Source organism: Aestuariibaculum sp. M13, from assembly GCF_024723255.1.
Classification (GTDB): Bacteria; Bacteroidota; Bacteroidia; order Flavobacteriales; family Flavobacteriaceae; genus Aestuariibaculum; species Aestuariibaculum lutulentum.
In genome coordinates this window covers 1,277,263-1,300,004 of the sequence record NZ_JANIAC010000001.1, presented here as the reverse complement: position 1 = coordinate 1,300,004, position 22,742 = coordinate 1,277,263, and the positions used below count along the sequence as shown (strand labels likewise).

Genomic DNA, 22,742 nt, shown 5'->3' with positions numbered 1-22,742 from the left:
ATAGAATTTTTATACGTAATGCTCGTTAACTAATTCGATAACACTTTCTACTGTAGGTACTTTTGCTACTCTAACGTCTTTAAAATGCTTTTTAGCTTCATTAGCCGTACTGTCTCCAATACAAAAAGCAATCACTTCAGCTTTGTTTTTTTCAACAAAACTTTGCACTGTTGACGGACTGTAGAACATCACGCTTTCTACCGAGTCGTTTACACGAATACCGTCGTATTTGGTTTGGTAGGCTTCAACTTCGGTAACTTTAATATTATTTTCAGTTAAGATCGTTGGAAGATCGTCAAGCCTTAAATCGCTGCAAAAATAGGTTACGGTATTACCTTTAATATTGTCAACTAAATAATTAGCTAATTTTTTAGCGCTGTTTTCAAAATGTGTGACTTTACCAATTTTTGTTTCTACCATACGCTTGGTACGGCGACCCACACAATAGATGTTTTTAAACTGAAGTTCTAAAGGAGAAAAACTAGTTAGTAAACTCTCGACAGCATTTTTACTGGTGATGATAACGTTTTCAATTTCGTTTTTAACAAAACGCGGATGAATACGGTTTAAACTTATTTTTATAAAATCGGTGTGTTCAACAATGGCTTTTTCATGAAATAACACACGCTGATCTTCGGTAAACGATTTTGTAGAATATACGTTGGTGTTTTTATGACCGTTTTTAATATCGTCCATAAGGCGTTTTCCTCCACGTTCGATAATGAATTCGGCGCAGTATTTTGCCATATCGTGGTGTTCACCTACCTTTTTAACGCGAGTTACATCGATACGTTTGCTGCCGTCGAAACTTAAAAGTACACCTTTAAAAACAACTTCATCATTTTTAATTTTTGCTAAGGCTCCAATTGGAGCGGTACAACCACCTTCAAGTTTGTTTAAAAACTCACGTTCTATTGATGTACAGATTTCGGTTTCTCTGTGATTTAATTGCGAGCAGGCAGTTAGTGAGTAATCATCTTCACCTAAAGCAGTAATCATAATAGCTCCTTGCGCTGGCGCAGGAATCATCCAGTCTAAATTAATAGCTTCTTCCGGACGAATACCAATACGACCAATTCCAGCAGCGGCGAAAATGGCCCCGTTCCAGTGTTCGTTATCGGCTAATTTTTGCAAACGAGAGTTTACATTTCCACGTAAATCTACAATAGTATGCGTTGGAAAACGGTTTAACCATTGTGCTCGTCGACGTAAACTTCCGGTAGCAATTACGGCTTCTCTGGATCCTAAAAACTCTTCGTTGTGTTTAAAAACCAAGGTGTCATTTACGTTACCACGTTTTAAAACAGCGGCTTGTACAATGCCTTTAGGTAATTGTGTTGGAACATCTTTTAACGAGTGCACGGCAATATCGATATCATGATTCAACATGGCAATATCTAGTGTACGCGTAAAAATTCCGGTAATTCCTAATTCGTAAAGCGGCTTATCTAACACAATATCACCTGTAGATTTTACAGGAACCAATTCTGTTTTATAACCTAATTCTTCAAGTTGACTTTGTACGGTTTTGGCTTGCCATAGCGCTAATTCGCTATCACGAGTACCAATTTTTATGATTTTAGACATGTGTTTTGGTTTCTAACTGAAACACTTTTTTTATGAGTTCCAGACTCTCATCTGTAGATACAGCATCATCTTTTAAGTGATGTGCAAAATGATTTGTTATTTTTTGAATAATGTTGTTGCTGATTAATTCGGCTTGTGCTTCATTAAAATCGGCAGTTTTTTTGCGTTGCGTTTCCAGTTCGGTCGACGCAAAATCCATTAACTTATCTCTTAAAGCTTTAATGGTTGGTGCAAATTTTCTGGTTTCTAACCAGCCATTAAATTCAGCTTTTACTTCTTCAATAATAGCTTCGGCTAATGGAATATGTTTTTTACGTTCTTCAAGGGTTTGGTCTGTTATTTTAGATAAATCATCTAAATGAACCAAAGTTACGTTGTCTAATTCTTCAACATTAGAATCTACGTTTTTAGGAATCGATAAATCTAAAATTAGTAATGGTTTTGTAGACTGAATTAAATGCTTATCAACTGTAGGGCGTTGTGCACCAGTAGCTACAATTAAAATATCCGATTTATTAATTTCTTCCTGAAGGTTGGCGTAATCTTTTACAATTAAGTTGAACTTACCAGCAATTTGTTCTGCTTTGGTTTTCGTTCGGTTAATTAAAGTAATGTGTTCGTTCTTAGTGTGTTTTACTAAGTTTTCACAGGTGTTTCTTCCTATTTTACCGGTTCCGAATAATAATATGTCTTTATTCGAAATATCAGCAACATTATTAAAAATGTACTGTACTGAAGCAAAAGATACTGATGTAGCACCCGATGAAATCTCGGTTTCAGTTTTTATACGCTTGCTAGCCTGAATTACGGCATTAAGTAAGCGTTCGGTAAAATGATTTAATAATTTGTGTTTTTTGGACACACGTGCGCTGGCTTTTAACTGACTAATAATTTCGAAATCACCTAAAATCTGGCTATCTAGACCAGAACCCACTTTAAACATGTGAGCAATAGCATCGTTATTTTTGTAGATGTAAGCGACTTGCTGAAATTCGTCAACAGTACCTTTGGTATTATCGCAAAGTAGTTGAATAAGCTGATATGGGTGTTGTGCAAAACCGTAAAGTTCGGTTCTGTTACATGTAGATGTAACAAGCAAACTTTCAACGCCGTTTTCTTTGGCCTGATTAATTAAGGCTAGTTTGGCGTCTTCATCTAAACTGAAGTGTCCTCGTATTTCGGCGTCAGCTTTTTTGTAGCTTAACCCTATGGCATAGAAGGAGTTACTCTTAGATATATTGTATTGATGCATGCTTGGTTTGAAATTTCATGGCAAATGTATGCCGATAGAAATTAAAAAAATAACGCTGAAGGAACTTTTAATAACGTTTGTGGTTTTTTGTATGCTATTTTAGTTGTAAATTAGCAATTGCCATATTTTTATAGGGAAATGTGCGGGTTTGAAGTTTTTTGTTTAGAACTAATCTAAATAATTTAGATAAAATGAATAATAGAATAGATTTTAAAAATAACGCTATAAGTGCTTTCGATGAAACAGAAATAGATGACGGTTTTTTGGTATTTACTTTTAAAAACGATACCAGTAATGAACAGTGTATTGTTAAAGATATTAACTGCGATTATATTCAGTTTCACTTTTGTGTAAAAGGGTCGAGTAAATTTCTTTTTAATGAAGGACGTTATACGTTGAATATTCATGAAGAAAACTCGTTGTTGCTTTATAATCCGCAGCGCGATTTGCCTATAAATCTTGAAGTGAGCCCAAATTCATGGATAGTTTCTATTTTAATTTCCATTAAAAAATTCCACGGATTGTTTTCTCAGGAAGCCGATTATATTTCCTTTTTAAATGCTGAAAATAAAGACAAGAAATATTACAAAGACGGTATAATTTCGCCATCCATGGCTATTGTTTTAAACCAATTAATAAACTTCAATTTAAATTCGTCTATTAAAAATCTTTATTTTAAAGGGAAAGCTTATGAGTTGCTGAGTTTGTATTTCAACAGAAGTGAAGATGCCAATGTTGAGCAATGTCCGTTTTTAGTTGATGAAACCAATGTGATTAAAATTCGAAAGGCAAAGGATATTATTATAGCGAATATGGCAGAGCCACCAAGTTTACAGGAATTAGCAGATGAAATTGGTTTAAGTCTAAAAAAATTGAAGGAAGGGTTTAAACAGATTTATGGCGACACGGTGTATAGTTTTCTATTCGATTATAAAATGGAGGTCTCTCGGAAGCTATTGGAATCTGGTGAAAATAATGTTAATGAAGTAGGGTTAAAGGTAGGGTACAGTACAGCGAGTCATTTTATCGCCGCTTTTAAGAAGAAGTACGGAACTACGCCTAAAAAATATCTACAATCTATAAGTTAGTTTATGAAAGTCTTACTACTGACTTTTTTTGTTTTATTTGCCGGTTTTGTTAATCCTGCGATAGCTCAAAAGGAATCGAAGGTATTGGTGTTTACTAAAACGGCCGGATTCAGGCATAAATCTATTGAAATTGGTGTTGAAACACTAAAAACATTAGGTGTCGAAAATCAGTTTTCGATAACCCAAACCGAAGATGCTGAACAATTCAATTATAAAATCTTAAAACGCTACGATTTGGTGATTTTTTTAAATACCACCGGTGATGTTTTGAATCCTGAACAAGAGCTAGCGTTCGAAAAATACATTGCCAAAGGCGGAAGTTTTATGGGTGTGCATGCCGCTACCGATACCGAGTTTGAGTGGCCTTGGTTTAATAAACTGGTTGGTGCTTATTTTTTAGATCATCCCGAACAATCTAAAGCGACCATTAAGCGAATTATCAGGTCGCATCCGTCCACTTCACATTTACCTGATAAATGGGAGCATTATGATGAATGGTATAATTTTAAATCAATAAATAAAAGCATCAATGTGTTGTTAATGTTAGATGAAACCACTTATGTAGGTGGAAAAAATGGTTCTTTTCATCCTATAGCATGGTATCATGAGTTTGATGGTGGACGTTCATTTTATACAGGATTAGGGCATACCGTTGCTTCTTATAAAGAGCCTGAATTTAGAGAACATTTGCTGGGAGGCATTTTTTATTGTTTAAATCGATGATTTTTAGTAGATTAGAAAAAACCTAAATCATTGTTTATGAAATATTTAACTCCAGAGATTGAGGCACTTTCCAAAAGTGTCAATTCAAAATCATTAGCAAGACCTTCAACGTCCTGTGGTATTTTTCAGGATTGTGACTACAACGAAGAACGACCAAAACTTTATTTTCAGAAAAAAATTGAAGACAACGACGTATAGTTTATTTTGCCGAGAAATATTCTCTTTTCTTATCAATTTGGTTTAATTCTTAATAAGAAAATACTATACCAACATAGTGCCGCGATAATAATTTCTATTGTATTTTTGCAATAGGAGATGAGCCTGAATCACCCATTTTTAAGCAAAATGTTTGCAGGCGAATTCTATCTGACGAAAACATAGAAATTTAGCATTAACAGATGAAAAAAGGTATTCTACTCGTTAATTTAGGGTCGCCAGACAGCCCGTCACCAAAAGATGTCAAGAAATATTTAGGAGAGTTTTTAATGGACGAGCGCGTTATTGATATTCCGCTTGTTGCCAGAACTGCTCTTGTTAAAGGAATTATTTTAAAAACACGTCCTAAGGCTTCTGCCGAAGCTTATAAGAAGATTTGGTGGGAAGAGGGATCTCCTTTAATTGTTATTTCTGAACGTGTACAGAAGAAGGTTCAAAACTTAGTTGATGTACCAGTAGCTTTAGCGATGCGTTATGGAAGTATGACCATTAAAAAAGGGCTACAAGAATTGGTAGATCAAGGGGTGGAAGAGGTGTTGTTATTTCCGTTGTATCCACAGTTTGCGATGGCAACAACAGAAACCATTACCGTTTTAGCTGAAGAACTTCGTCAGAAACATTTTCCGAATTTAAAGATTGAATCGGTTCCGGCTTTCTACAATAAACCTGATTATATAGAAGTGCTTTCAGATAGTATTAAAAAGCATTTAGAAGGTAAAAATTTCGAGCATTTACTATTCTCATATCATGGGGTTCCAGAGCGTCACATTAGAAAAAGCGACGTTACACAATCGCATTGTAAAATAGATGGGAGCTGTTGTAAAACACCAAGTAAGGCTCATGAGTTTTGTTATAGACACCAATGTTTGGAAGTGACCCAATTGGTTGCTGAAAAGCTTCAGCTTAAAGAAGATTCATATTCAACGTCATTCCAATCGCGCTTAGGATTCGATCCGTGGTTATTACCTTATACCGACAGAACTATCGAGCGTTTAGGGAAAAGCGGTGTGAAAAATATGGCCATTGTAACTCCTGCTTTTGTAAGTGATTGTTTAGAAACATTAGAGGAAATCGCAATGGAAGGTCAGGAGATTTTCCATGAAATGGGAGGTAAAGACTATACAACCGTTCCGTGTTTAAATGATGATAAAGAATGGGTTGAGTTGCTTGCAAAATGGATTAATAACTGGGCGACTGCTAACATAAAGGCTTAATGGCAAAAGTATCGGCAAAAGATTTGGGCGAACAACCTATAAGTAAACTATTGGTGAAGCAGGCGGTGCCTGCATCGATAGGTATTTTAGTGATGTCGCTTAATATTTTGGTGGATACCATTTTTGTGGGCCATTGGATTGGTTCTATTGCTATTGCGGCCATCAATATTGTATTGCCTGTGTCCTTTTTTATTGCAGCATTGGGTATGAGTATTGGTGTAGGAGGATCATCTATTATTTCCAGAGCCTTGGGCGCATCAAATCATGAAAAGGCACTTAAAACCTTTGGAAACCAGATTACTTTAGCGTTGTTGTTTACAGTTTCTATGGTTGTTTTAGGCTTGACTTATGCTGACAGTATAATTATGTCTTTTGGGGGGAAGGGAGCTATTTTCGATCCTGCTAAAATTTACTATCAAATTGTGCTTTATGGTGTACCGTTTCTGGCTATTTGTATGTTAGGAAATACGGTAATTCGGGCAGAGGGTAAGCCAAAATTTGCCATGTATGCCATGATGATTCCGTCGGTTAGTAATTTGATTCTGGATTATATTTTAATCAATCTTTTCGATTTAGGAATGTATGGGGCAGCATGGGCTACCACGATTTCTTATGTGATTTGTTTTGTGTTTATTCTATGGTTTTTCCTGTCTAAACATTCCGAATTAAAACTAAATTTTGTTCATTTCGGCCTAAATCTATCTATAGTAAAAGAAATTTCATCTTTAGGTTTTGTTACTTTGGCCAGACAGGCGGTGGTAAGTATCACCTATTTGTTTATGAATAATATTCTCTTCGATTTGGGTGGTGAAACTTCGGTTACAGCTTATGCCATTGTTGGACGGATGCTTATGTTTGCTTTGTTCCCTGTTTTTGGGGTTACCCAGGGATTTTTACCAATAGCAGGATTTAATTACGGTGCAAGGAACTATGATAGGGTTCGAGAAAGTATAAATACGGCAATAAAGTATGCTGCAGTTTTGGCAACTTTGGTTTTTATTTTATTAATGGCTTTTCCGGAAGCCATAACAAAAATGTTTACCAGCGATGTTGAGGTTATTAAGCAAACACCAAGCGATATGCGTTGGGTATTTGCTGCTACACCAATTATTGCGCTGCAACTTATCGGAGCAGCTTATTTTCAAGCTATTGGTAAGGCGACCCCCGCTTTATTGTTAACGTTGTCAAGACAAGGGTTTTTCTTCATCCCGTTGATTTTAATATTACCAAAGTTTTATGGAGAATTAGGTGTTTGGATGTCTTTCCCGATTTCAGATGTATTGTCAACTTTGGTTACCGGATATTTTTTAAACCGTGAAATTCGAAAAGATTTAATTGCTAAAACTGAATAAATATTAGTTTATGTTATGGAATATTACAACTACATAAAATCGTTGCACCTTATTTTTGTAATTACATGGTTTGCCGGATTGTTTTATATTCCGAGGTTGTTTGTTTATCAAATTGAAGCTTCAGAAAAGCCATCGCCAGAAAAGGAAATTTTAGGTAAACAACTGGCGCTTATGGCAAAACGTTTGTGGAATATTATTACCTGGCCATCGGCTATTTTAGCAACTTTTTTTGCAGTGTGGCTACTTGTTTTAGTGCCGGGTTATTTACAACAACCATGGATGCATGTAAAGTTAGCTTTTGTTGTATTGCTTATTATGTATCATTTAAAAACGCATCAGTATTACAAACAATTGCAAAAAGGGCTGGTAACCAAAACCTCTAATTTTATGCGTTTATGGAATGAAGGCGCAACCTTTATTTTATTCGCGGTAGTATTTTTGGTTATTTTAAAAAGCGCTATTAATTGGGTGTTTGGCGTGGTTGGTATCGTTGTTTTAGGGGTTTTAATCACCTTAGGATTTAAAGTTTATAAGAATATTCGCGATAAAAATCCGGAAGCTTAGATGCTTATTCTTTATTAAGACAATATTGGTGTGATTATTGCTATATTTAGTCAATTATTTAGATAAATGAAATTAAAAAAGTTGTCTTTACGAACCCGTATTTTCTTAGCCATGATTATGTTGGTGTTCTTAGCTTCGGTACTTATTTCGGCTGTAGCAATTTACCAATATAAAGAGCAGAGTGAAGCCTATCATAATGAGAATTTAGAGAATAAGGAGCGTAATATTCAAACGCATTTAAAGCGTATTTTAAATGGACGACAAAATACCTGGGAGGTAAAAACAGAGAATATTCCCATTATTTTTAAGGAAGAAATTTTCAATATTGCCGATATTCACAAATTACAAATTAACCTTTACGATCTGGATGGTGGATTGTTAATTTCATCGCGAGCTGGAATACAGAGGCAAGAGGCAGATAGTTGTTTAAAGGCTGAAATTCTAAATGCTATATCTAATACCGCCGAGCATATGTATATGGATGTGCATAAGGAAAATGGTGAGATTTTCCAGTCGTCGTATACGTATCTTCTCGATCAGCAATCCAAAGCTATTGCGATTTTAAATTTACCTTATTTAACAAAAGACGACTTTTTAACTAATGAAATTTTAGCCTTTTTACAACGCATTGCTTATGCGTTTATTTTTGTATTGTTACTGGCTATAGGTATAGCATTTTTGCTGTCAAAATACATTACAAAATCATTACAGACTATAAGCGAAAAAATTAATGCGACACGTTTAGAGCGCCGAAACGAAAAAATTGATATTGAAGAAACCAGTGAAGAGATTTCAATTCTGGTGAATTCGTATAATAGTATGGTTGATGAGCTTGAAGAAAGTGCTATTCAGTTAGCCCGAAGTGAGCGCGAGCAGGCGTGGCGAGAAATGGCGAAGCAGGTGGCTCATGAAATAAAAAACCCGCTAACGCCTATGCGCTTAACAGTGCAGAATTTTCAGAGGAAATTTAATCCTGAAGATGAAAATATCAATGAAAAACTTGACGAGTATAGTAAAACGTTAATTCAGCAAATTGATACCATGAGTGCGATAGCTTCTGCGTTTTCGAATTTTGCAAAAATGCCAGCGCAACAAAACGAAACTTTAAATGTGGTTAAAGTAGTGAAGTTAGCACTTGATATTTTCACCGAAGACTATATTCATTTTCATGCCAATGAAGAAGAAATTATTGCTAAATTTGATAGAACACAGCTAATTCGTGTGATTACGAATTTGGTGAAAAATGGCATTCAGGCCATTCCGGAAGATCGAGATCCTAAGATTGATATTGAAGTTTCATCAACCAATAAAGATGTAATTATGACTATTAGGGATAATGGTTCAGGGATTTCAGAAGAAAATATCGATAAGGTTTTCGAACCTAAATTCACCACAAAATCAAGCGGAATGGGACTTGGTCTGGCGATGGTGAAAAATATTGTTGAAACATACAGAGGTTCGATAACAGTAACCTCAGAAAATAATGTAGGAACAACATTTAAAGTGATGTTTCCAAAGGAGTTTATAGATTCTTAATTCTAAATAAAATTAAATCATGACGTTTAACAACATTCTTTTTGAAGAAGACAATAGTATAGCAACCATAACCATTAATCGCCCAAATAAGCTGAATGCGCTTAATAAAGAAACTATCGCAGAGCTTCATAGAGCCGTGAAGTTAGCTGAAGAAGATGGTGATATAAATGTAATTATAATTACAGGAAGTGGAGAAAAAGCTTTTGTAGCAGGTGCTGATATTAGTGAATTTGCCAATTTTTCTGTTGAAGAGGGTACAAAACTGGCAGCTAACGGACATAAGATGTTGTTTGACTTTATAGAGAATTTATCCAAGCCGGTTATTGCAGCTGTTAATGGTTTTGCCTTAGGTGGCGGGCTTGAGTTGGCTATGGCCTGTCATTTCAGATTAGCAAGTGATAATGCTAAAATGGGGCTCCCTGAAGTGTCTCTTGGTGTTATTCCTGGTTATGGTGGTACACAGCGTTTGCCTCAATTAATTGGTAAAGGTCGTGCTATGGAAATGATTATGACAGCTGGTATGATTGATGCCAATAAAGCCTTAAGTTATGGTTTGGTGAATTATGTAACTACTCAAGATGAACTACTTCCGTTTTGTAAAAAAATAGCAGCAAAAATCTGCAATAACTCACCCGTTGCGATTAGCTCCGCAATACAAGCTGTAAACTCTAATTTTAAATCAGGTGTTAATGGTTATGATGTTGAAATTAAAGAATTCGGTAAATGTTTTGGAACAGCTGATTTTATTGAAGGAACTACTGCCTTTTTAGAAAAGCGTAAAGCTAATTTTACCGGAGAATAAAAGGTAAGTTACTATACCATACAATATAAAAAAAAGGTGAGCATATTGCTCACCTTTTCAGTTGTTTTAAGTGTTATGTTTGTGTGTTTTTATTTTGTTATTTCTTCGGTAAAAACTTTACCTTCAGTCTTGTAAACAATTTTGTAATCACCTTTGTTTAAGCCAGAAAGTCTGAATATTCTACTTACGTTTTCGGTGTTTGTAACAGTTTCAGAATGCATTAATTCTGGAATAGAAGTTACACTGTCTTCGCTTGTAAAGTAAACATTAATTTCTAATGGTGCTTTGTTTAAAGATAGTCTGGAAATATAAACCATTTCACCTTTAACTCTTGTAACTGGTTTAAACATTGTGTTTTCTAATTCTTTTTGAAAAGAAACAATGTCGTTGTTAACAGTAAAAGGAATTGTTGTGATTTCTACATCTTTATCTAATTCAAAAAAGTAACTACCATTAGGAAGCGATGTTAAATCGAATCCTTTAGTGTAAGTTCCGGTTTTCTGGATTAGCTCTTTATATAGTACAATTCCGTTATTATCTTTAATAGATAATAGGTTGCCTGCTTTAACATCACTTAACGTTACAGAAGTCAATTTAGCATCTTCTTTAATTGTAAATAACGATGCATCGTTCGCGAAACTTAACAAGGTAGCAAACATTGTTACCATTAAGAATCTTTTTCTTGTGTTGTTTAATACGTTTTTCATGATTTGGTGTTTTTAACGTTTCACAATGTAAAGATATGTCGGTAATTTTGTTTGTAAAACACTGAAATTGACTTATTTATATACTAAATTATCCATTATTTAATTGTGAATTTTTGGTTAAGTCAATTTGGTTTATAAAGAGGTTAAATGTCTATATAATTAGATTTTTGTAAGAATTTATTATCAAACTTGCTTAGTTCATTTCTCTTGCATTAAAGTGAACGTAAAACAAAGAGCAAAAAAAAAAGTGAGCCACCACAGCTCACTTTACCAACTAAACTAAATAAGACATTAAACTAATTATTAATGAATTTCGTGTATTCCTTGTTATCAGAGACAAATACTATTTTATAGTCACCTTTCCCTAATTTATATGCTTTTTCAATAGACTGAACACCTTTAATTCTTTCAGAGTGAATTAATTCGTAGTCGCTATTGTTGTTTGCGTAGATGTGAATGTTTAAAGCTTCTTGCTTTGGAGCTAACTTTGTGATGTAAACAATACCATTTTCTTGTCTTACATAAGGTTTGTAGCTTGTAGTTTCCTTTTCTTTGTTAAAGTAAACATTTTCAAAGTTTACAGTAAAAGGAATTGTTTTAACTTCTAGGTTTTTGTCGATTTCGAATGTGTACTCACCGTTTGGTAAAGCAGATAGATCGAATCCTTTTTTATACGTTCCGGTTTCTTTAATTTGTTCTGTATAAAGAACAACACCGTAGTTATCTTTAAGAGATAATATGTCTCCAGCTTTAACATGGTTTAATGTAATAGCTGTTTTAGAAATTTCTGCAGCATTTGTTGAAACTATAATATCGCTAGCGTTACTTAATAAAGATGTAGAAACTGCTAATAATAAAATACCTTTCTTTAATACGTTAATTGTCTTTTTCATAATGATTTGTTTTTCAACGTTCAACGAGACAAAGATATGGCAGTTATAAGGTTAAGAAAACATCGTTTTTGATGAGTTTATGTGCTATTTTATCAATTAATGCTATGTTAAATTAATGTAAAGTTAAAATAGTATATAATGTGGTTAAATGTTTATATAATGGTGTTTTTAATGGCTTTTTTGGTTCAAATAATATTAAGTGATTTGATTTTTATTAAATACTCTGGATAAAATAGGATATAAATATTTAGCTAGATGTTGCCTGATATTATAGAGAATTTCCAAAGTTGTATCTACTTTGAATTTCTATTAATTGCGAGATTTATATTATCAATTTTAATGATAATTAAATTTATATATACTGTATAGGATGAGGAAGGAAGATCTAAAAAATAGACAAAAAAAAAGTGAGCCACCACAGCTCACTTTACCAACTAAACTAAATAAGACATTAAACTAATTATTAATGAATTTTGTATATTCTTTATCGTTAGAAATAAATACTAACTTGTAGTTAGATCCTTTTTCTAATCTGTAAACACGTTCTATAGATTGTATTCCTTTTATTTTTTCAGAGTGAATTAATTCGTATTCATTATTGTTCAAAGTATAAATGTTAATTTTTAACATTTCATGTTTTGGAGCTAACTTAGAGACAAACAGCATTCCGTTTTCATGTTTTAAGAACGGTTTGTAAATTGTCGTTTCTTTGTTAAAAGCAACTTTATCAAAAGTTACTGTAAAAGGAATTGTTTTAATTTCTAATGATTTTTCAACTTCGAAAAAATAATCTCCATTTGGTAATGACGAGAAGTCAAATCCTTTTTTATAAATTCCTGATACTTTAATAGCCTCATTATATAATGTAGCACCATTTATATCTTTTATAGATAACAAATCTCCGGCTTCTACATTATTAATAGTAAATGCGGTATTTGTAATTTCGTCATTGTTAATAGACACAGATACTTCGTTAGCGCTACTTAATAATGAAGTAGATAAGGCTAAAGCTAAAAAGCTATTCTTTAAAAATTTTACTGCGTTTTTCATAATGTGTTGTTTTTAATTGTTCAACGGTACAAAGATAGGGTAGAGTAAGAGGCTAGAAAACAACTGTTTTGACGAATATATATGCTATTTTATCAATAAGTATGCTTTTTTGCTTTTAATATGAAAATTTAGTTTAAATTTGAGTTAATTAAGCATATAATGTGATTTAAGGTATGTATAATTAACAGGGAATTTTAAATTAGTAACGAAATGAAGATAAAATAGTGCAAAAAAAAAGTGAGCCACCACAGCTCACTTTACCAACTAAACTAAATAAGACATTAAACTAATTATTAATGAATATTGTAAACTCTTGTATCGAGTTATATTTATATCGAAATTTCTTATTTAAGAAATTCTAGATGTCAAAATTTTATTTTTCTTAAAATTTATCTCTTTAAATACGAAGGATTTTAAGAACCCGTTGTTATCATAAATCAACAATACAAATATAGCACAGGTTAAGTGTCAAGAAAACAACTAATTTACCGTATTTATATGCTATTTTAACTGTTAACTAAATGTTAAATCAATGCTAAGGTAAAATAACATATAATTGAGATAATAAAAAATATGTTTGCACTGTAATATGTTGTAAATTTGCTTTAAACCCAATTTGTTATGATTAATAAAAAGCCAACATTCAGAAAGCTTACTCCAAGTTTTGGTAGTTCGATATTAGTTAAGCAACATGTCGATACCGTAGATAAGAGCTTTGCCTACTGGCATTTCCATCCAGAATTAGAGCTCATTTATATAAATAAGGGGCAAGGGAAGACACATATAGGAAACCATTTATCATATTTTAATAATAGTCAGTTAATATTAATCGGATCAAACTTACCACATAATGGGTTTACCGATAGGTTAACAGCTAATGGAACAGAAACAACTATACAGTTTAAGTCTAACTTTTTAGGTAACGATTTTCTTGAAGTTCCTGAAATGGCCAATATCGTTTCATTATTCGAGCGCGCTAAAAAAGGTATTCGTTTTCGAGTAGAAACCAAACAAAAAATTGGTCCGAAAATCGAAAAGTTAATGAAATACCAGGGACTTAAACGTGTTTTTAAGTTTTTAGAAATTTTAGATTATCTGGCAACAACCGATGATTACACCATTTTAAATGCTGATGGTTTTTCATTTGAAACTGAAGCTCAGGATAGTTCTAAGGTAGATGTTATCTATAAATATGTAAACAAAAACTTCCAGAGACATATTAGTTTAGATGAAATTGCTGAAGAAGTTAGTATGACTGTACCTGCCTTTTGTAGATACTTTAAAAAAGCTACGGGCAAAACATTTACGCAATTGGTAAACGAATACCGTGTGGTGCACGCTACCAAATTGCTTAATGAAAGCCAGATGAGTATCGCCGATATTTGTTTTGAGTGCGGATTTAACAACTTCTCACATTTCAATAAGCAGTTTAATGAAATTGTGGGGAAAAGCGCTTCGAATTATCGTAAGGAAATTAAAATGATGATTGGATAGCCTGTTATTTTAGGCCGTTCCATTCGTTGTAAAACTGATCTAAGAACTGAGTCATATATATATGACGTTCAGTAGCCACTTTTTGTGCCGTTTTGGTATGCATTCTATCTTTAAGTAGTAATAATTTTTCGTAGAAATGATTGATGGTCGGAGCGTTTGACGCTTTGTATTCTTCCTTAGTCATATTCAAATTAGGCTTTATTTCCGGATTGTAAAGCGCACGATTTTTGAATCCGCCATAATTAAAGCATCGCGCTATGCCAATAGCTCCAATAGCATCTAAGCGGTCGGCATCTTGAACAACATCAAGTTCTGGTGATTTAAATTTTTGAGTTTCATTACCACCTTTAAACGAAATATTTTCAATAATGTTAACGACATGCTCAATAACGGTAGAGTCTACGTTGTGCGTAAACAGGAATTCTCGAGCCACTTTTGGCCCAATGGTTTCATCACCATCATGAAATTTACTGTCGGCAATATCATGTAATAAGGCGCCAAGCTGAACCACAAAAAGATTTACAGGTTCCTGTTTCGCTATAAGTACAGCGTTATTGTAAACACGTAAGGTATGAAACCAATCGTGTCCGCCTTCGGCATGTTCCAAAGTGTCTTTTACAAAGACTTTGGTTTTATTGATGATATTGTCATTGTTCATGGTGCAATAAAAATAAAAATTCCTTTCGGTTAAGAAAGGAATTTAAATAAATTTATCTAGATGATTATTTTACAGTTGCTGGTTCTACCCATTTAAACTGATATGAATTTTCAGGAATTTTCATTCGGTCTGCCAATCGGTACATTCTATCCGGAAGCTTCATTAAATAGTCTCTTGCTTTTTCGGCTTCATCGGTTAGGTTGGTGATTTTATCAATTTCCCAACGATCAATCAGTTTTTGAAGAATATCTACATAATCTCTAGAGGTGTAAACACCAATACGTTGTGCTGTATTAGAGAATTCTTCGAAAGCCGTACTTATTTTATCTCCAGATTCACGTAAGAAGTGTGCTGGCATCGTGATTTTTTGTTTCATCATATAGTGAAACGCCATCATCATCTGGCTAGGGTCTACTTTAAAAATACGATCAACAAAATCTGAATACGCATGGTGGTGACGCATTTCATCTCCAGAAATAATCTGACACATTTTAGCTAAACGTTTGTTTCCGTTCTTTTTCGCAATTTTTGCCACACGGTTATGCGAAATGTAAGTTGCTAATTCCTGGAAACTAGTGTAAACAAAGTTTTTGTAAGGGTCACGGTCGGTACCAATATCAAAACCATCAGCAATAAGGTATTGTGTGGTTTTTTCAATTTCCTTCATGTTAACACGACCAGAAAGGTATAAGTATTTGTTAAGTACGTCGCCATGGCGGTTTTCTTCAGCTGTCCATTGTTTTACCCATTTAGACCAGCCGTTTCCGCCGTTTTCAACCTGGTTAACGCCTTCAACGTCCATAAGCCAGGACTCGTATGTTGGCAGGGCTTCTTCGGTAATCATATCACCTACTAAAACCACCCAGAAATCGTATGGTAATTCTTTTGCTAATTCTCTTATTTCGCGTACCTCTTCAAAAAAGGTATCATCAGTAGTTTCTGAATTTGGTAAAAAATCGGTAGGTTGCCAGATACTTTCAATAGGAATTAAATATTTTTCCATTAAAGCATCAACGTCTTTTTCCAAAAACTGCATCACTTCTAATCTCACATTCTTTAACGACATTTCTCTAGGGTTTTATGAGTGAATACTGTTGGTAATAGTAGTTTCTATACTATTTATAAGCTCTTCTTTATTTGCAAAGGTACTAACTTTTAAAGGCTTATGAATGGTAAATGTAACATGATTGCCTAATCCCATAGGATATTTACCATATTTTAACATTTTCCATGAATTATTAATACTTACAGGAACCACGTAAGCCGAAGGTATTTTTTTAAATAACATTTCTAAACCTTTTGTTTGGAATGGTTTAGGTTTACCTGTTTTACTTCGGGTACCTTCCGGGAAAATCACCGCAGCACGTTTGTTGGTTTCAATATATTCACCAAATTTCATAAGTGCAGGTAAAGACTGTCTCGGATTTTTACGATCGATTAAGGCTGCTCCTCCATGACGTAAGTTATAAGACACGCTGGGAATCCCTTTTCCTAATTCTATTTTACTAATGAATTTAGGATGATGTTTACGCATAAACCAAGTAAGCGGATAGATATCGTGTAAACTCTGGTGGTTAGCTACGAAAATAATAGGTGTATCCTTAGGAATGTCGTATTCGTTAATACATGAAAAACGTGTACCTAAAATGTAGCCACAAAGCATTAAACAGTACTGTAAAGCATCAACACTTAATTTATGAGCCTGGTAACCAAAAAGGTTAAAGCAAATCCATTGAATCGGGTGAAAAATGACCAGTGTTAAGAAAAAACACAAGTAATAAATAGCCGTTAGCGGGTATGATAATAGTTTTAACATGCCGCAAAAATAAGTAAAAACTGTGCTTAATAAATAGCGATACAGGTGTTATTTTCGCAGGTAACTTCTTTAGGAGGCGAAACAAACATACAATCTGAAAAAATACCCCACTTTTTATTGTAGTCGGCTTGCTTTTCATTGTATTCTTTTACCAGTGCCTCCAAAGCTTCAATATCAATTGAAGTTGAATATACAAGATAACTCCATGGACCACCACAAGGTTTGCTTCCAAAAGCAATATACTTGCAAGTTGTGGTTTCGTTACATTCTGAACTTGCAGCTAAATTTTCTATTTTGATTTGTAGTTCGGTTAACGCCTTTTGGTCGTCTTCTTGAGATGAAACGCCTTCATCATCACATTTTGTAGACATGAGAACCAATGGTAATAGGAATATAAAAAGACGTTTCATAGCATGTTATTTTGGTTATAGATGCTATATATGAAGAAAGGTTGCGTATGTAAACAAAAAAGCCACGATAATTCGCGGCTTTTTAAACTAATATTTTGTTTTATTTAGCAGTACTCGTTGTAAGCATCAACAAGGTTTTCTGCAATTAATTCTGCCGGACGACCTTCAATGTGGTGACGCTCTAACATGTGTACTAATTCACCATCTTTAAATAAAGCCATACTAGGAGAGCTTGGAGGGAATGGTACCATGTGTTGTCTTGCCTGAGCAACCGCTTCTTTATCAACACCTGCGAAAACAGTAACGATATGATCTGGTTTTTTAGCGTTTTGCAAACTTAATCTAGCACCTGGACGCGCATTTGCAGCCGCACAACCACAAACAGAATTTACTACTACAAGTGTAGTTCCTTCTTTTGCTAAGGCAGCATCTACAGCCTCAGGAGTATGTAATTCTTCAAAACCAACTTTTGTTAAATCTTCACGCATTGGTTTTACTAATTCTGCTGGATACATATTTTAATTTTTAAAAATTAACAAATTGAGATTGCAAAGATACCAATTGTGTAACAATTAGCACTTTCAATCTACTAACAAATATTATATTTACACTCATTTTTTTACAATCAATAAAACAGTGAGTGTTACCTGCTTTAGCGATTTTCTGATAAAAAACAGAAATGCTTGGTAGGTTTGACGTTAAACCATATTTATACTTACATGAATTTTTCAAAATGGATAGGAGCGGCCTTAGGATGGTCGTTTGGAGGACCCATAGGGGCAATTATTGGATTGGCATTGGGAGGCATAGTTGACTCGATGGGAAATGGTTCAGAAACCAATTACGATACACAACAACGAAACAGACAAAGGCCGGTAACGCAGCCGGGAGATTTCGAGGTTAGCCTCTTAATATTAGCATCGATAGTTATTAAAGCTGATGGAAAACAAGATCAGCGTGAGCTGGATTATGTGCGTGCGCATTTTGCCAATATGTATGGAAAGGAGCGAGCGAATCAATCTTTTCGATTGTTTAAAGAGATTAGTAAGCAAAAGAATATTTCTACAAGACAGGTATGCATGCAAATCAGACAAATGATGCAGCATCCATCGCGTTTACAATTGATTCATTTCTTGTTTGGTGTGGCTAAAGCCGATGGGGTGGTGACTGAAAGTGAAGTGTCTGTAATTCAAACCATGGCAGGATACCTCGGAATTAGCCATTACGATTTTGAGAGTATCAAAGCCATGTTTTATGAATCGGCTGATAATGCTTATAAAATTCTGGAGATTGATAAGTCTGCAACTAACGACGATATTAAAAAAGCCTACCGTAAAATGGCTAAGAAATATCACCCAGACCGTGTTATTCACTTGGGTGAAGAACATCAAAAAGGTGCTGAGGAGAAGTTCCGTCAAGTGCAACAGGCTTATGAACAGTTGCAAAAAGAGCGCGGGTTTATTTAAAACTAAAAAACCAATTATGCCTAAGGGTATAATTGGTTTTTAAATGGTTCTTTTTTTAAGAATAAATTTTCGCTGCATATTTAGTATTCCAGTTTTTGATTACCGGTATACTCAACAACCTGTCCTTCCTTTTTAAACACTAAAACAACTTTGTCGTTGTCATCTAGATATTTGGCTTTCAATTCCCATCCATCTTTACTTGCTGAATCAATTAAGCATTGGCGTACATCAGGATTGTTAAGGTTCAAATTTAATTCAACAGCTTTTACATTAGCAGTAAGTAAAAGCATTCCTGTAAAAAGTAAAATTTTTTTCATAGAAAACATTTTAGGGTTATAAATTGCTTTCTACTAAGGTATTACATGATTTATGGATTGGTGAATTTTATGGTTGATTGTTGTTTTTTAACGATGAATTCAACGTTTTTACCAAAATAAAGAGCACGATTGTCTCTTTCATGACCAGCAGGCATATTGAATGCGATTGGGAAATCATAATCTTTAAGCACATCTAAAATAAGTTGTTCTACTGAATACCCCCATGGTGTGGTGTTGCGTTTTACTTTGGTCATATCGCCAATAAGTACCCCGGCACAATGGTCGAAATAACCGGCACGTTTTAAACTTTGCAACATGCGATCGATGTGATATTTATATTCTCCAATTTCTTCGATAAACAGAATTTTTCCTGAAGTGTCAATACTAGTGTCTGAACCTAAAAGACTTGCCAATAGACTTAAATTGCCACCAACAACAGGTGCTGTTACCGACCCTTCCTGATTGTAATTTGAACCTTCTAAAATATATGATAAAGGTTCTCCAAAAATAGATTTTCTAAAAGTTTCAATGGTTTCAGCGATGGTTTCGTTGTCATCTTGCAGACTGGTGCACATCATGGCGTGTATGCTCTCATAACCCTTAACCTGCATTAAGTTATGTAATGCTGTGATATCTGAATAGCCAATGAGCCACTTAGGGTTGTTTTTAAATTTCGTAAAATCTAATTTATCCAGAATTCTCACAGCTCCGTAACCCCCTCGGGCACACCAGATAGCACTAATGGTTTTGTCATCCATAGCCCATTGAAAATCTTCACATCGTTCCTCATCGGTTCCTGCAAAATGATTATTCTGGTTAAACACATGTTTTCCTATCACGGTGTGTAATCCCCAATTGGCAAGAAGTGTTTTTGCTTTTTCTATTTCATCGGTTCGATTTATTAAAATACCTGAAGGCGCTACAATAGCTACAGTATCGCCAGCTTTTAAGTATGGAGGCTGTATCAATTTTTTAGAATTAGTTGTTGAAATGTTTTGAGCAGTAGCGTTCAATTTTCCGAAGAAAAAAATGGCTATAAATGTTAGGCTAAGTAATGAGATTTTTGACATAAGGTAAATGTACATTTTTTTTCCAAATTCATAACAAAGAAACCTTCAATGAACCTTGGGAGCTTTGAACAGAGTAGTATATTGTTTTTAGTGCTTACGGCAGAGTATTTTTAAGTCTTAAATGTCGAGTAAAATATGTACTTTTGTGGCTTCAAAAAAAGAAATAACAATGTCAAAAAGATATACAATTACCTCGGCGTTACCGTATACTAACGGGCCTATTCATATTGGGCATTTAGCAGGGGTTTATGTACCAGCCGATATTTATGCGCGCTATTTACGATTAACAGGAAACGATGTGGTTTTTATTGGTGGAAGTGACGAGCACGGTGTGCCGATTACCATAAAAGCTAAAAATGAAGGCGTAACACCTCAGGATATTGTAGATAAGTACCACGCTATTATTAAGCAGTCTTTTGAGGAATTTGGTATTTCGTTTGATAATTATTCGCGTACATCGGCGCCAATTCACCATGAAACAGCTTCAGAATTCTTTAAAACACTTTACGATAAAGGGGAGTTTATTGAAGAAACTACTGAACAATTATATGACGAAAAAGCGAATCAGTTTTTAGCCGATCGTTTTGTTACAGGTACTTGCCCGAAATGTGGTAATGAAGAGGCTTACGGTGACCAATGTGAAAAGTGCGGAACCAGTTTAAATGCGACCGATTTAATTCATCCGAAGTCGGCTTTAACAGGAAATGTGCCAACATTAAAGCAAACCAAACACTGGTTTTTACCATTAGATAAGCACGAAGCTTTCTTAAAAGAGTGGATTTTAGAAGGACATAAAAAAGACTGGAAACCGAATGTTTACGGACAAGTAAAATCCTGGATTGACGATGGTTTACGTCCACGTGCCGTAACCCGCGATTTAGACTGGGGAATTCCGGTTCCAGTTGAAGGTGGCGAAGGAAAAGTACTTTACGTATGGTTCGATGCGCCTATCGGATATATTTCATCAACAAAAGAATGGGCAGAACGTGAAGGGAAAGACTGGGAGCCTTACTGGAAAGATGAAGATACCAAGTTGGTACACTTTATTGGTAAAGATAATATTGTATTCCACTGTATTATTTTCCCTGCCATGTTACAAGCAGAGGGTAGCTATATTTTACCAGACAATGTGCCAGCTAACGAGTTCTTAAATTTAGAAGGGAATAAGTTATCAACGTCTAAAAACTGGGCAGTTTGGTTGCCAGACTATTTAAAAGAATTCCCAGGTCAGCAGGATGTTTTACGTTATGCACTAACAGCAAATGCCCCGGAAACTAAAGACAACGATTTTACATGGAAAGATTTCCAGGCACGAAACAATAACGAGTTGGTTGCCATTTTTGGTAACTTCATTAACCGTGTTGTTGTTTTAACAAACAAATACTATAACGGCGTTGTTCCAGCACCAAGTGCATTATCTCAAGTAGATGAAGAAACTTTATCGGCAGTTAAAGCCTATCCAAACGTGATTGCAAGTTCTGTAGAGCGTTACCGTTTTAGAGAAGCACAACAGGAGTTAATGAATCTGGCACGTTTAGGAAATAAGTATTTAGCAGATGAGGAGCCTTGGAAAGTGGTTAAAGAAGATGAAGCACGTACACAAACTATTATGTATGTAGCCTTACAGATTGCTTCGGCTTTAGCAACCTTGAGTGAACCATTTTTACCATTTACATCAGATAAATTAAAAGGTATTTTAGCATTAAATGAAAATGCAAATAGCTGGGATGAAGTTTCTGTTAAGGACGTGTTGCTTCCTGTAGGTCATCAAATAGGTCAATCGGAGTTGTTATTTGCTAAGATTGAAGATGAAACCATTCAATTTCAATTAGATAAATTGGAAGCAAGTAAAAAGGCTAATGAAGCCGCCAATAAAGCGGTAGAGCCGCAAAAAGATACCATTACGTTTGATGATTTTACGAAGCTTGATATCCGTGTAGGAATGATTATTGAAGCCGAAAAAATGCCTAAAGCGAAGAAATTATTAGTGTTGAAGGTTGATACAGGAATCGATACAAGAACTATAGTTTCTGGTATTGCCGAAAGCTTTACTCCAGAAGAAGTGGTTGGAAAAAAAGTAACGGTTTTAGTCAACTTGGCACCAAGAGCGTTACGTGGTGTGGAAAGTGAAGGGATGATTTTAATGACTGAGAATGCTGAAGGGAAACTGGTTTTTGTTAACCCAGACGATTCTAATGTTGCTAACGGATTACAGATTAGTTAGAACTTCCAAATAAATAAAAAAAAAGAGCCATATACTATGTAAATGGCTCTTTTTTTGTTTTTAGATATGAAAATTCTGAATTAGATTTCAGTTTTGGTTGTGAATTATTACAGTTATAATAAGGGTGAAATTAAAAATGTAATTTTTAACATTTTAACTTATTTAGATTTAATAAAAATAAATATATTTGCCTGAGGTAATTCATTTATTAATAGACTCTTGGGTAAAAAGAAGAAAGAAAAAGCCATAAAAAAGCTTAAGAAGTTAGAAGCAGCAGGCATTGTCCTTCCTGAAAAAGTGAAG

23 protein-coding genes are annotated in these 22,742 nt (G+C 34.4%); 11 read left to right on the top strand and 12 right to left on the bottom strand.

All coding sequences use genetic code 11. The features are described from left to right. Nucleotides 1-9: 9 nt before the first annotated feature. Nucleotides 10-1,587 carry a hydroxymethylbilane synthase gene (gene hemC / locus NO995_RS05540; RefSeq protein WP_258226615.1) on the bottom strand — a complete coding sequence of 526 codons (1,578 nt, stop codon included), beginning with the start codon at nt 1,585-1,587 and terminating at the stop codon, nt 10-12. Next, a complete protein-coding gene (gene hemA / locus NO995_RS05535; protein WP_240572358.1) occupies nt 1,580-2,839 on the bottom strand; it encodes a glutamyl-tRNA reductase in 1,260 nt (419 codons plus the stop codon). Before hemA ends, hemC begins: the two co-directional genes overlap by 8 nt. A 191-nt stretch (nt 2,840-3,030) precedes the next feature. On the opposite strand from hemA, the gene NO995_RS05530 reads away from it, so the two are divergent. From NO995_RS05530 to NO995_RS05495, 8 genes are all read left to right on the top strand, one after another. Further along, nucleotides 3,031-3,927 carry a helix-turn-helix transcriptional regulator gene (locus NO995_RS05530; RefSeq protein ID WP_258226614.1) on the top strand — a complete coding sequence of 299 codons (897 nt, stop codon included), beginning with the start codon at nt 3,031-3,033 and terminating at the stop codon, nt 3,925-3,927. A gap of 3 nt (nt 3,928-3,930) precedes the next feature. Further along, nucleotides 3,931-4,650, top strand: a complete 720-nt coding sequence (locus NO995_RS05525) for a ThuA domain-containing protein (RefSeq protein ID WP_258226613.1) — start codon at nt 3,931-3,933, stop codon at nt 4,648-4,650. Nucleotides 4,651-4,686: 36 nt separating this feature from the next. Next, nucleotides 4,687-4,848, top strand: coding sequence for a hypothetical protein (locus NO995_RS05520; RefSeq protein WP_258226612.1), 162 nt, complete (start codon nt 4,687-4,689; stop codon nt 4,846-4,848). 200 nt (nt 4,849-5,048) lie between these two features. Next, a complete protein-coding gene (hemH, locus tag NO995_RS05515; RefSeq protein WP_258226611.1) occupies nt 5,049-6,080 on the top strand; it encodes a ferrochelatase in 1,032 nt (343 codons plus the stop codon). Next, the gene (locus tag NO995_RS05510) at nt 6,080-7,432 is read left to right on the top strand and encodes an MATE family efflux transporter (RefSeq protein WP_258226610.1); all 1,353 of its coding nucleotides are present in this window, start codon (nt 6,080-6,082) and stop codon (nt 7,430-7,432) included. The genes hemH and NO995_RS05510 overlap by 1 nt, the downstream gene beginning before the upstream one ends. 15 nt (nt 7,433-7,447) lie before the next feature. Further along, on the top strand, nt 7,448-7,996 hold the full coding sequence (locus NO995_RS05505) for a CopD family protein (protein WP_258226609.1): 549 nt from the start codon (nt 7,448-7,450) through the stop codon (nt 7,994-7,996). Between the two features lie 66 nt (nt 7,997-8,062). After that, nucleotides 8,063-9,532: an ATP-binding protein gene (locus NO995_RS05500; RefSeq protein ID WP_258226608.1), complete on the top strand. Its 1,470-nt coding sequence runs from the start codon at nt 8,063-8,065 to the stop codon at nt 9,530-9,532. 19 nt (nt 9,533-9,551) lie between these two features. Next, nucleotides 9,552-10,334, top strand: coding sequence for an enoyl-CoA hydratase/isomerase family protein (locus NO995_RS05495; protein WP_258226607.1), 783 nt, complete (start codon nt 9,552-9,554; stop codon nt 10,332-10,334). Between the two features lie 89 nt (nt 10,335-10,423). Here the strand turns inward: NO995_RS05495 and NO995_RS05490 are convergent, their stop codons facing one another. The 3 genes from NO995_RS05490 to NO995_RS05480 all read right to left on the bottom strand — a co-directional run bounded on the left by NO995_RS05490 (nt 10,424) and on the right by NO995_RS05480 (nt 12,984). Beyond that, entirely contained in the window at nt 10,424-11,041 is a 618-nt protein-coding gene (locus NO995_RS05490) for a hypothetical protein (RefSeq protein WP_258226606.1), read from the bottom strand. A 296-nt stretch (nt 11,042-11,337) separates the two neighbouring features. Then, nucleotides 11,338-11,934 (bottom strand): hypothetical protein, encoded by a 597-nt coding sequence (locus tag NO995_RS05485; RefSeq protein WP_240572348.1) that lies wholly within the window; start codon nt 11,932-11,934, stop codon nt 11,338-11,340. Nucleotides 11,935-12,390: 456 nt separating this feature from the next. Next, nucleotides 12,391-12,984: a hypothetical protein gene (locus NO995_RS05480; RefSeq protein ID WP_258226605.1), complete on the bottom strand. Its 594-nt coding sequence runs from the start codon at nt 12,982-12,984 to the stop codon at nt 12,391-12,393. A 621-nt stretch (nt 12,985-13,605) separates the two neighbouring features. Between NO995_RS05480 and NO995_RS05475 the strand changes: the two genes are divergently transcribed. After that, nucleotides 13,606-14,478, top strand: coding sequence for an AraC family transcriptional regulator (locus tag NO995_RS05475; protein WP_240572346.1), 873 nt, complete (start codon nt 13,606-13,608; stop codon nt 14,476-14,478). Nucleotides 14,479-14,482: 4 nt separating this feature from the next. Here NO995_RS05475 and NO995_RS05470 read toward each other — a convergent pair whose 3' ends face one another. From NO995_RS05470 to NO995_RS05450, 5 genes are all read right to left on the bottom strand, one after another. Further along, complete coding sequence (locus NO995_RS05470) at nt 14,483-15,136, bottom strand: HD domain-containing protein (RefSeq protein ID WP_258226604.1); 654 nt, start codon at nt 15,134-15,136, stop codon at nt 14,483-14,485. Between the two features lie 64 nt (nt 15,137-15,200). Continuing rightward, nucleotides 15,201-16,202 (bottom strand): acyl-ACP desaturase, encoded by a 1,002-nt coding sequence (locus NO995_RS05465; protein ID WP_258226603.1) that lies wholly within the window; start codon nt 16,200-16,202, stop codon nt 15,201-15,203. Nucleotides 16,203-16,214: 12 nt separating this feature from the next. Further along, entirely contained in the window at nt 16,215-16,952 is a 738-nt protein-coding gene (locus NO995_RS05460) for a 1-acyl-sn-glycerol-3-phosphate acyltransferase (protein ID WP_258226602.1), read from the bottom strand. A gap of 26 nt (nt 16,953-16,978) precedes the next feature. Next, nucleotides 16,979-17,362, bottom strand: coding sequence for a hypothetical protein (locus tag NO995_RS05455; protein WP_258226601.1), 384 nt, complete (start codon nt 17,360-17,362; stop codon nt 16,979-16,981). A 104-nt stretch (nt 17,363-17,466) separates the two neighbouring features. Beyond that, nucleotides 17,467-17,877 (bottom strand): BrxA/BrxB family bacilliredoxin, encoded by a 411-nt coding sequence (locus tag NO995_RS05450; protein ID WP_188214396.1) that lies wholly within the window; start codon nt 17,875-17,877, stop codon nt 17,467-17,469. Between the two features lie 204 nt (nt 17,878-18,081). Between NO995_RS05450 and NO995_RS05445 the strand changes: the two genes are divergently transcribed. Continuing rightward, a complete protein-coding gene (locus NO995_RS05445; protein WP_258226600.1) occupies nt 18,082-18,828 on the top strand; it encodes a TerB family tellurite resistance protein in 747 nt (248 codons plus the stop codon). Nucleotides 18,829-18,908: 80 nt separating this feature from the next. On the opposite strand, the gene NO995_RS05440 is transcribed toward NO995_RS05445, so the two are convergent. Beyond that, nucleotides 18,909-19,145, bottom strand: a complete 237-nt coding sequence (locus NO995_RS05440; protein WP_240572340.1) for a hypothetical protein — start codon at nt 19,143-19,145, stop codon at nt 18,909-18,911. A 50-nt stretch (nt 19,146-19,195) separates the two neighbouring features. After that, on the bottom strand, nt 19,196-20,215 hold the full coding sequence (locus NO995_RS05435; protein WP_258226599.1) for an LD-carboxypeptidase: 1,020 nt from the start codon (nt 20,213-20,215) through the stop codon (nt 19,196-19,198). Between the two features lie 121 nt (nt 20,216-20,336). Here NO995_RS05435 and metG point away from each other — a divergent pair, with 121 nt between their 5' ends. Further along, the gene (gene metG / locus NO995_RS05430; protein ID WP_258226598.1) at nt 20,337-22,439 is read left to right on the top strand and encodes a methionine--tRNA ligase; all 2,103 of its coding nucleotides are present in this window, start codon (nt 20,337-20,339) and stop codon (nt 22,437-22,439) included. Nucleotides 22,440-22,742: the final 303 nt, after the last annotated feature.

Excerpts from the sequence above, each read along its gene's own strand:
- NO995_RS05510 (WP_258226610.1), top strand. The coding sequence starts at position 6,080 with ATGGCAAAAGTATCGGCAAAAGATTTGGGCGAACAACCTATAAGTAAA.
- NO995_RS05500 (WP_258226608.1), top strand. The coding sequence starts at position 8,063 with ATGAAATTAAAAAAGTTGTCTTTACGAACCCGTATTTTCTTAGCCATG.
- NO995_RS05485 (WP_240572348.1), bottom strand. The coding sequence starts at position 11,934 with ATGAAAAAGACAATTAACGTATTAAAGAAAGGTATTTTATTATTAGCA.
- NO995_RS05480 (WP_258226605.1), bottom strand. The coding sequence starts at position 12,984 with ATGAAAAACGCAGTAAAATTTTTAAAGAATAGCTTTTTAGCTTTAGCC.
- NO995_RS05470 (WP_258226604.1), bottom strand. The coding sequence starts at position 15,136 with ATGAACAATGACAATATCATCAATAAAACCAAAGTCTTTGTAAAAGAC.
- NO995_RS05450 (WP_188214396.1), bottom strand. The coding sequence starts at position 17,877 with ATGTATCCAGCAGAATTAGTAAAACCAATGCGTGAAGATTTAACAAAA.
- metG (WP_258226598.1), top strand. The coding sequence starts at position 20,337 with ATGTCGAGTAAAATATGTACTTTTGTGGCTTCAAAAAAAGAAATAACA.
- NO995_RS05455 (WP_258226601.1), bottom strand. The coding sequence starts at position 17,362 with ATGAAACGTCTTTTTATATTCCTATTACCATTGGTTCTCATGTCTACA.
- NO995_RS05505 (WP_258226609.1), top strand. The coding sequence starts at position 7,448 with ATGGAATATTACAACTACATAAAATCGTTGCACCTTATTTTTGTAATT.
- hemC (WP_258226615.1), bottom strand. The coding sequence starts at position 1,587 with ATGTCTAAAATCATAAAAATTGGTACTCGTGATAGCGAATTAGCGCTA.
- NO995_RS05445 (WP_258226600.1), top strand. The coding sequence starts at position 18,082 with ATGAATTTTTCAAAATGGATAGGAGCGGCCTTAGGATGGTCGTTTGGA.
- hemA (WP_240572358.1), bottom strand. The coding sequence starts at position 2,839 with ATGCATCAATACAATATATCTAAGAGTAACTCCTTCTATGCCATAGGG.
- hemH (WP_258226611.1), top strand. The coding sequence starts at position 5,049 with ATGAAAAAAGGTATTCTACTCGTTAATTTAGGGTCGCCAGACAGCCCG.
- NO995_RS05475 (WP_240572346.1), top strand. The coding sequence starts at position 13,606 with ATGATTAATAAAAAGCCAACATTCAGAAAGCTTACTCCAAGTTTTGGT.
- NO995_RS05465 (WP_258226603.1), bottom strand. The coding sequence starts at position 16,202 with ATGTCGTTAAAGAATGTGAGATTAGAAGTGATGCAGTTTTTGGAAAAA.
- NO995_RS05440 (WP_240572340.1), bottom strand. The coding sequence starts at position 19,145 with ATGAAAAAAATTTTACTTTTTACAGGAATGCTTTTACTTACTGCTAAT.
- NO995_RS05490 (WP_258226606.1), bottom strand. The coding sequence starts at position 11,041 with ATGAAAAACGTATTAAACAACACAAGAAAAAGATTCTTAATGGTAACA.
- NO995_RS05520 (WP_258226612.1), top strand. The coding sequence starts at position 4,687 with ATGAAATATTTAACTCCAGAGATTGAGGCACTTTCCAAAAGTGTCAAT.
- NO995_RS05495 (WP_258226607.1), top strand. The coding sequence starts at position 9,552 with ATGACGTTTAACAACATTCTTTTTGAAGAAGACAATAGTATAGCAACC.
- NO995_RS05525 (WP_258226613.1), top strand. The coding sequence starts at position 3,931 with ATGAAAGTCTTACTACTGACTTTTTTTGTTTTATTTGCCGGTTTTGTT.
- NO995_RS05460 (WP_258226602.1), bottom strand. The coding sequence starts at position 16,952 with ATGTTAAAACTATTATCATACCCGCTAACGGCTATTTATTACTTGTGT.
- NO995_RS05435 (WP_258226599.1), bottom strand. The coding sequence starts at position 20,215 with ATGTCAAAAATCTCATTACTTAGCCTAACATTTATAGCCATTTTTTTC.
- NO995_RS05530 (WP_258226614.1), top strand. The coding sequence starts at position 3,031 with ATGAATAATAGAATAGATTTTAAAAATAACGCTATAAGTGCTTTCGAT.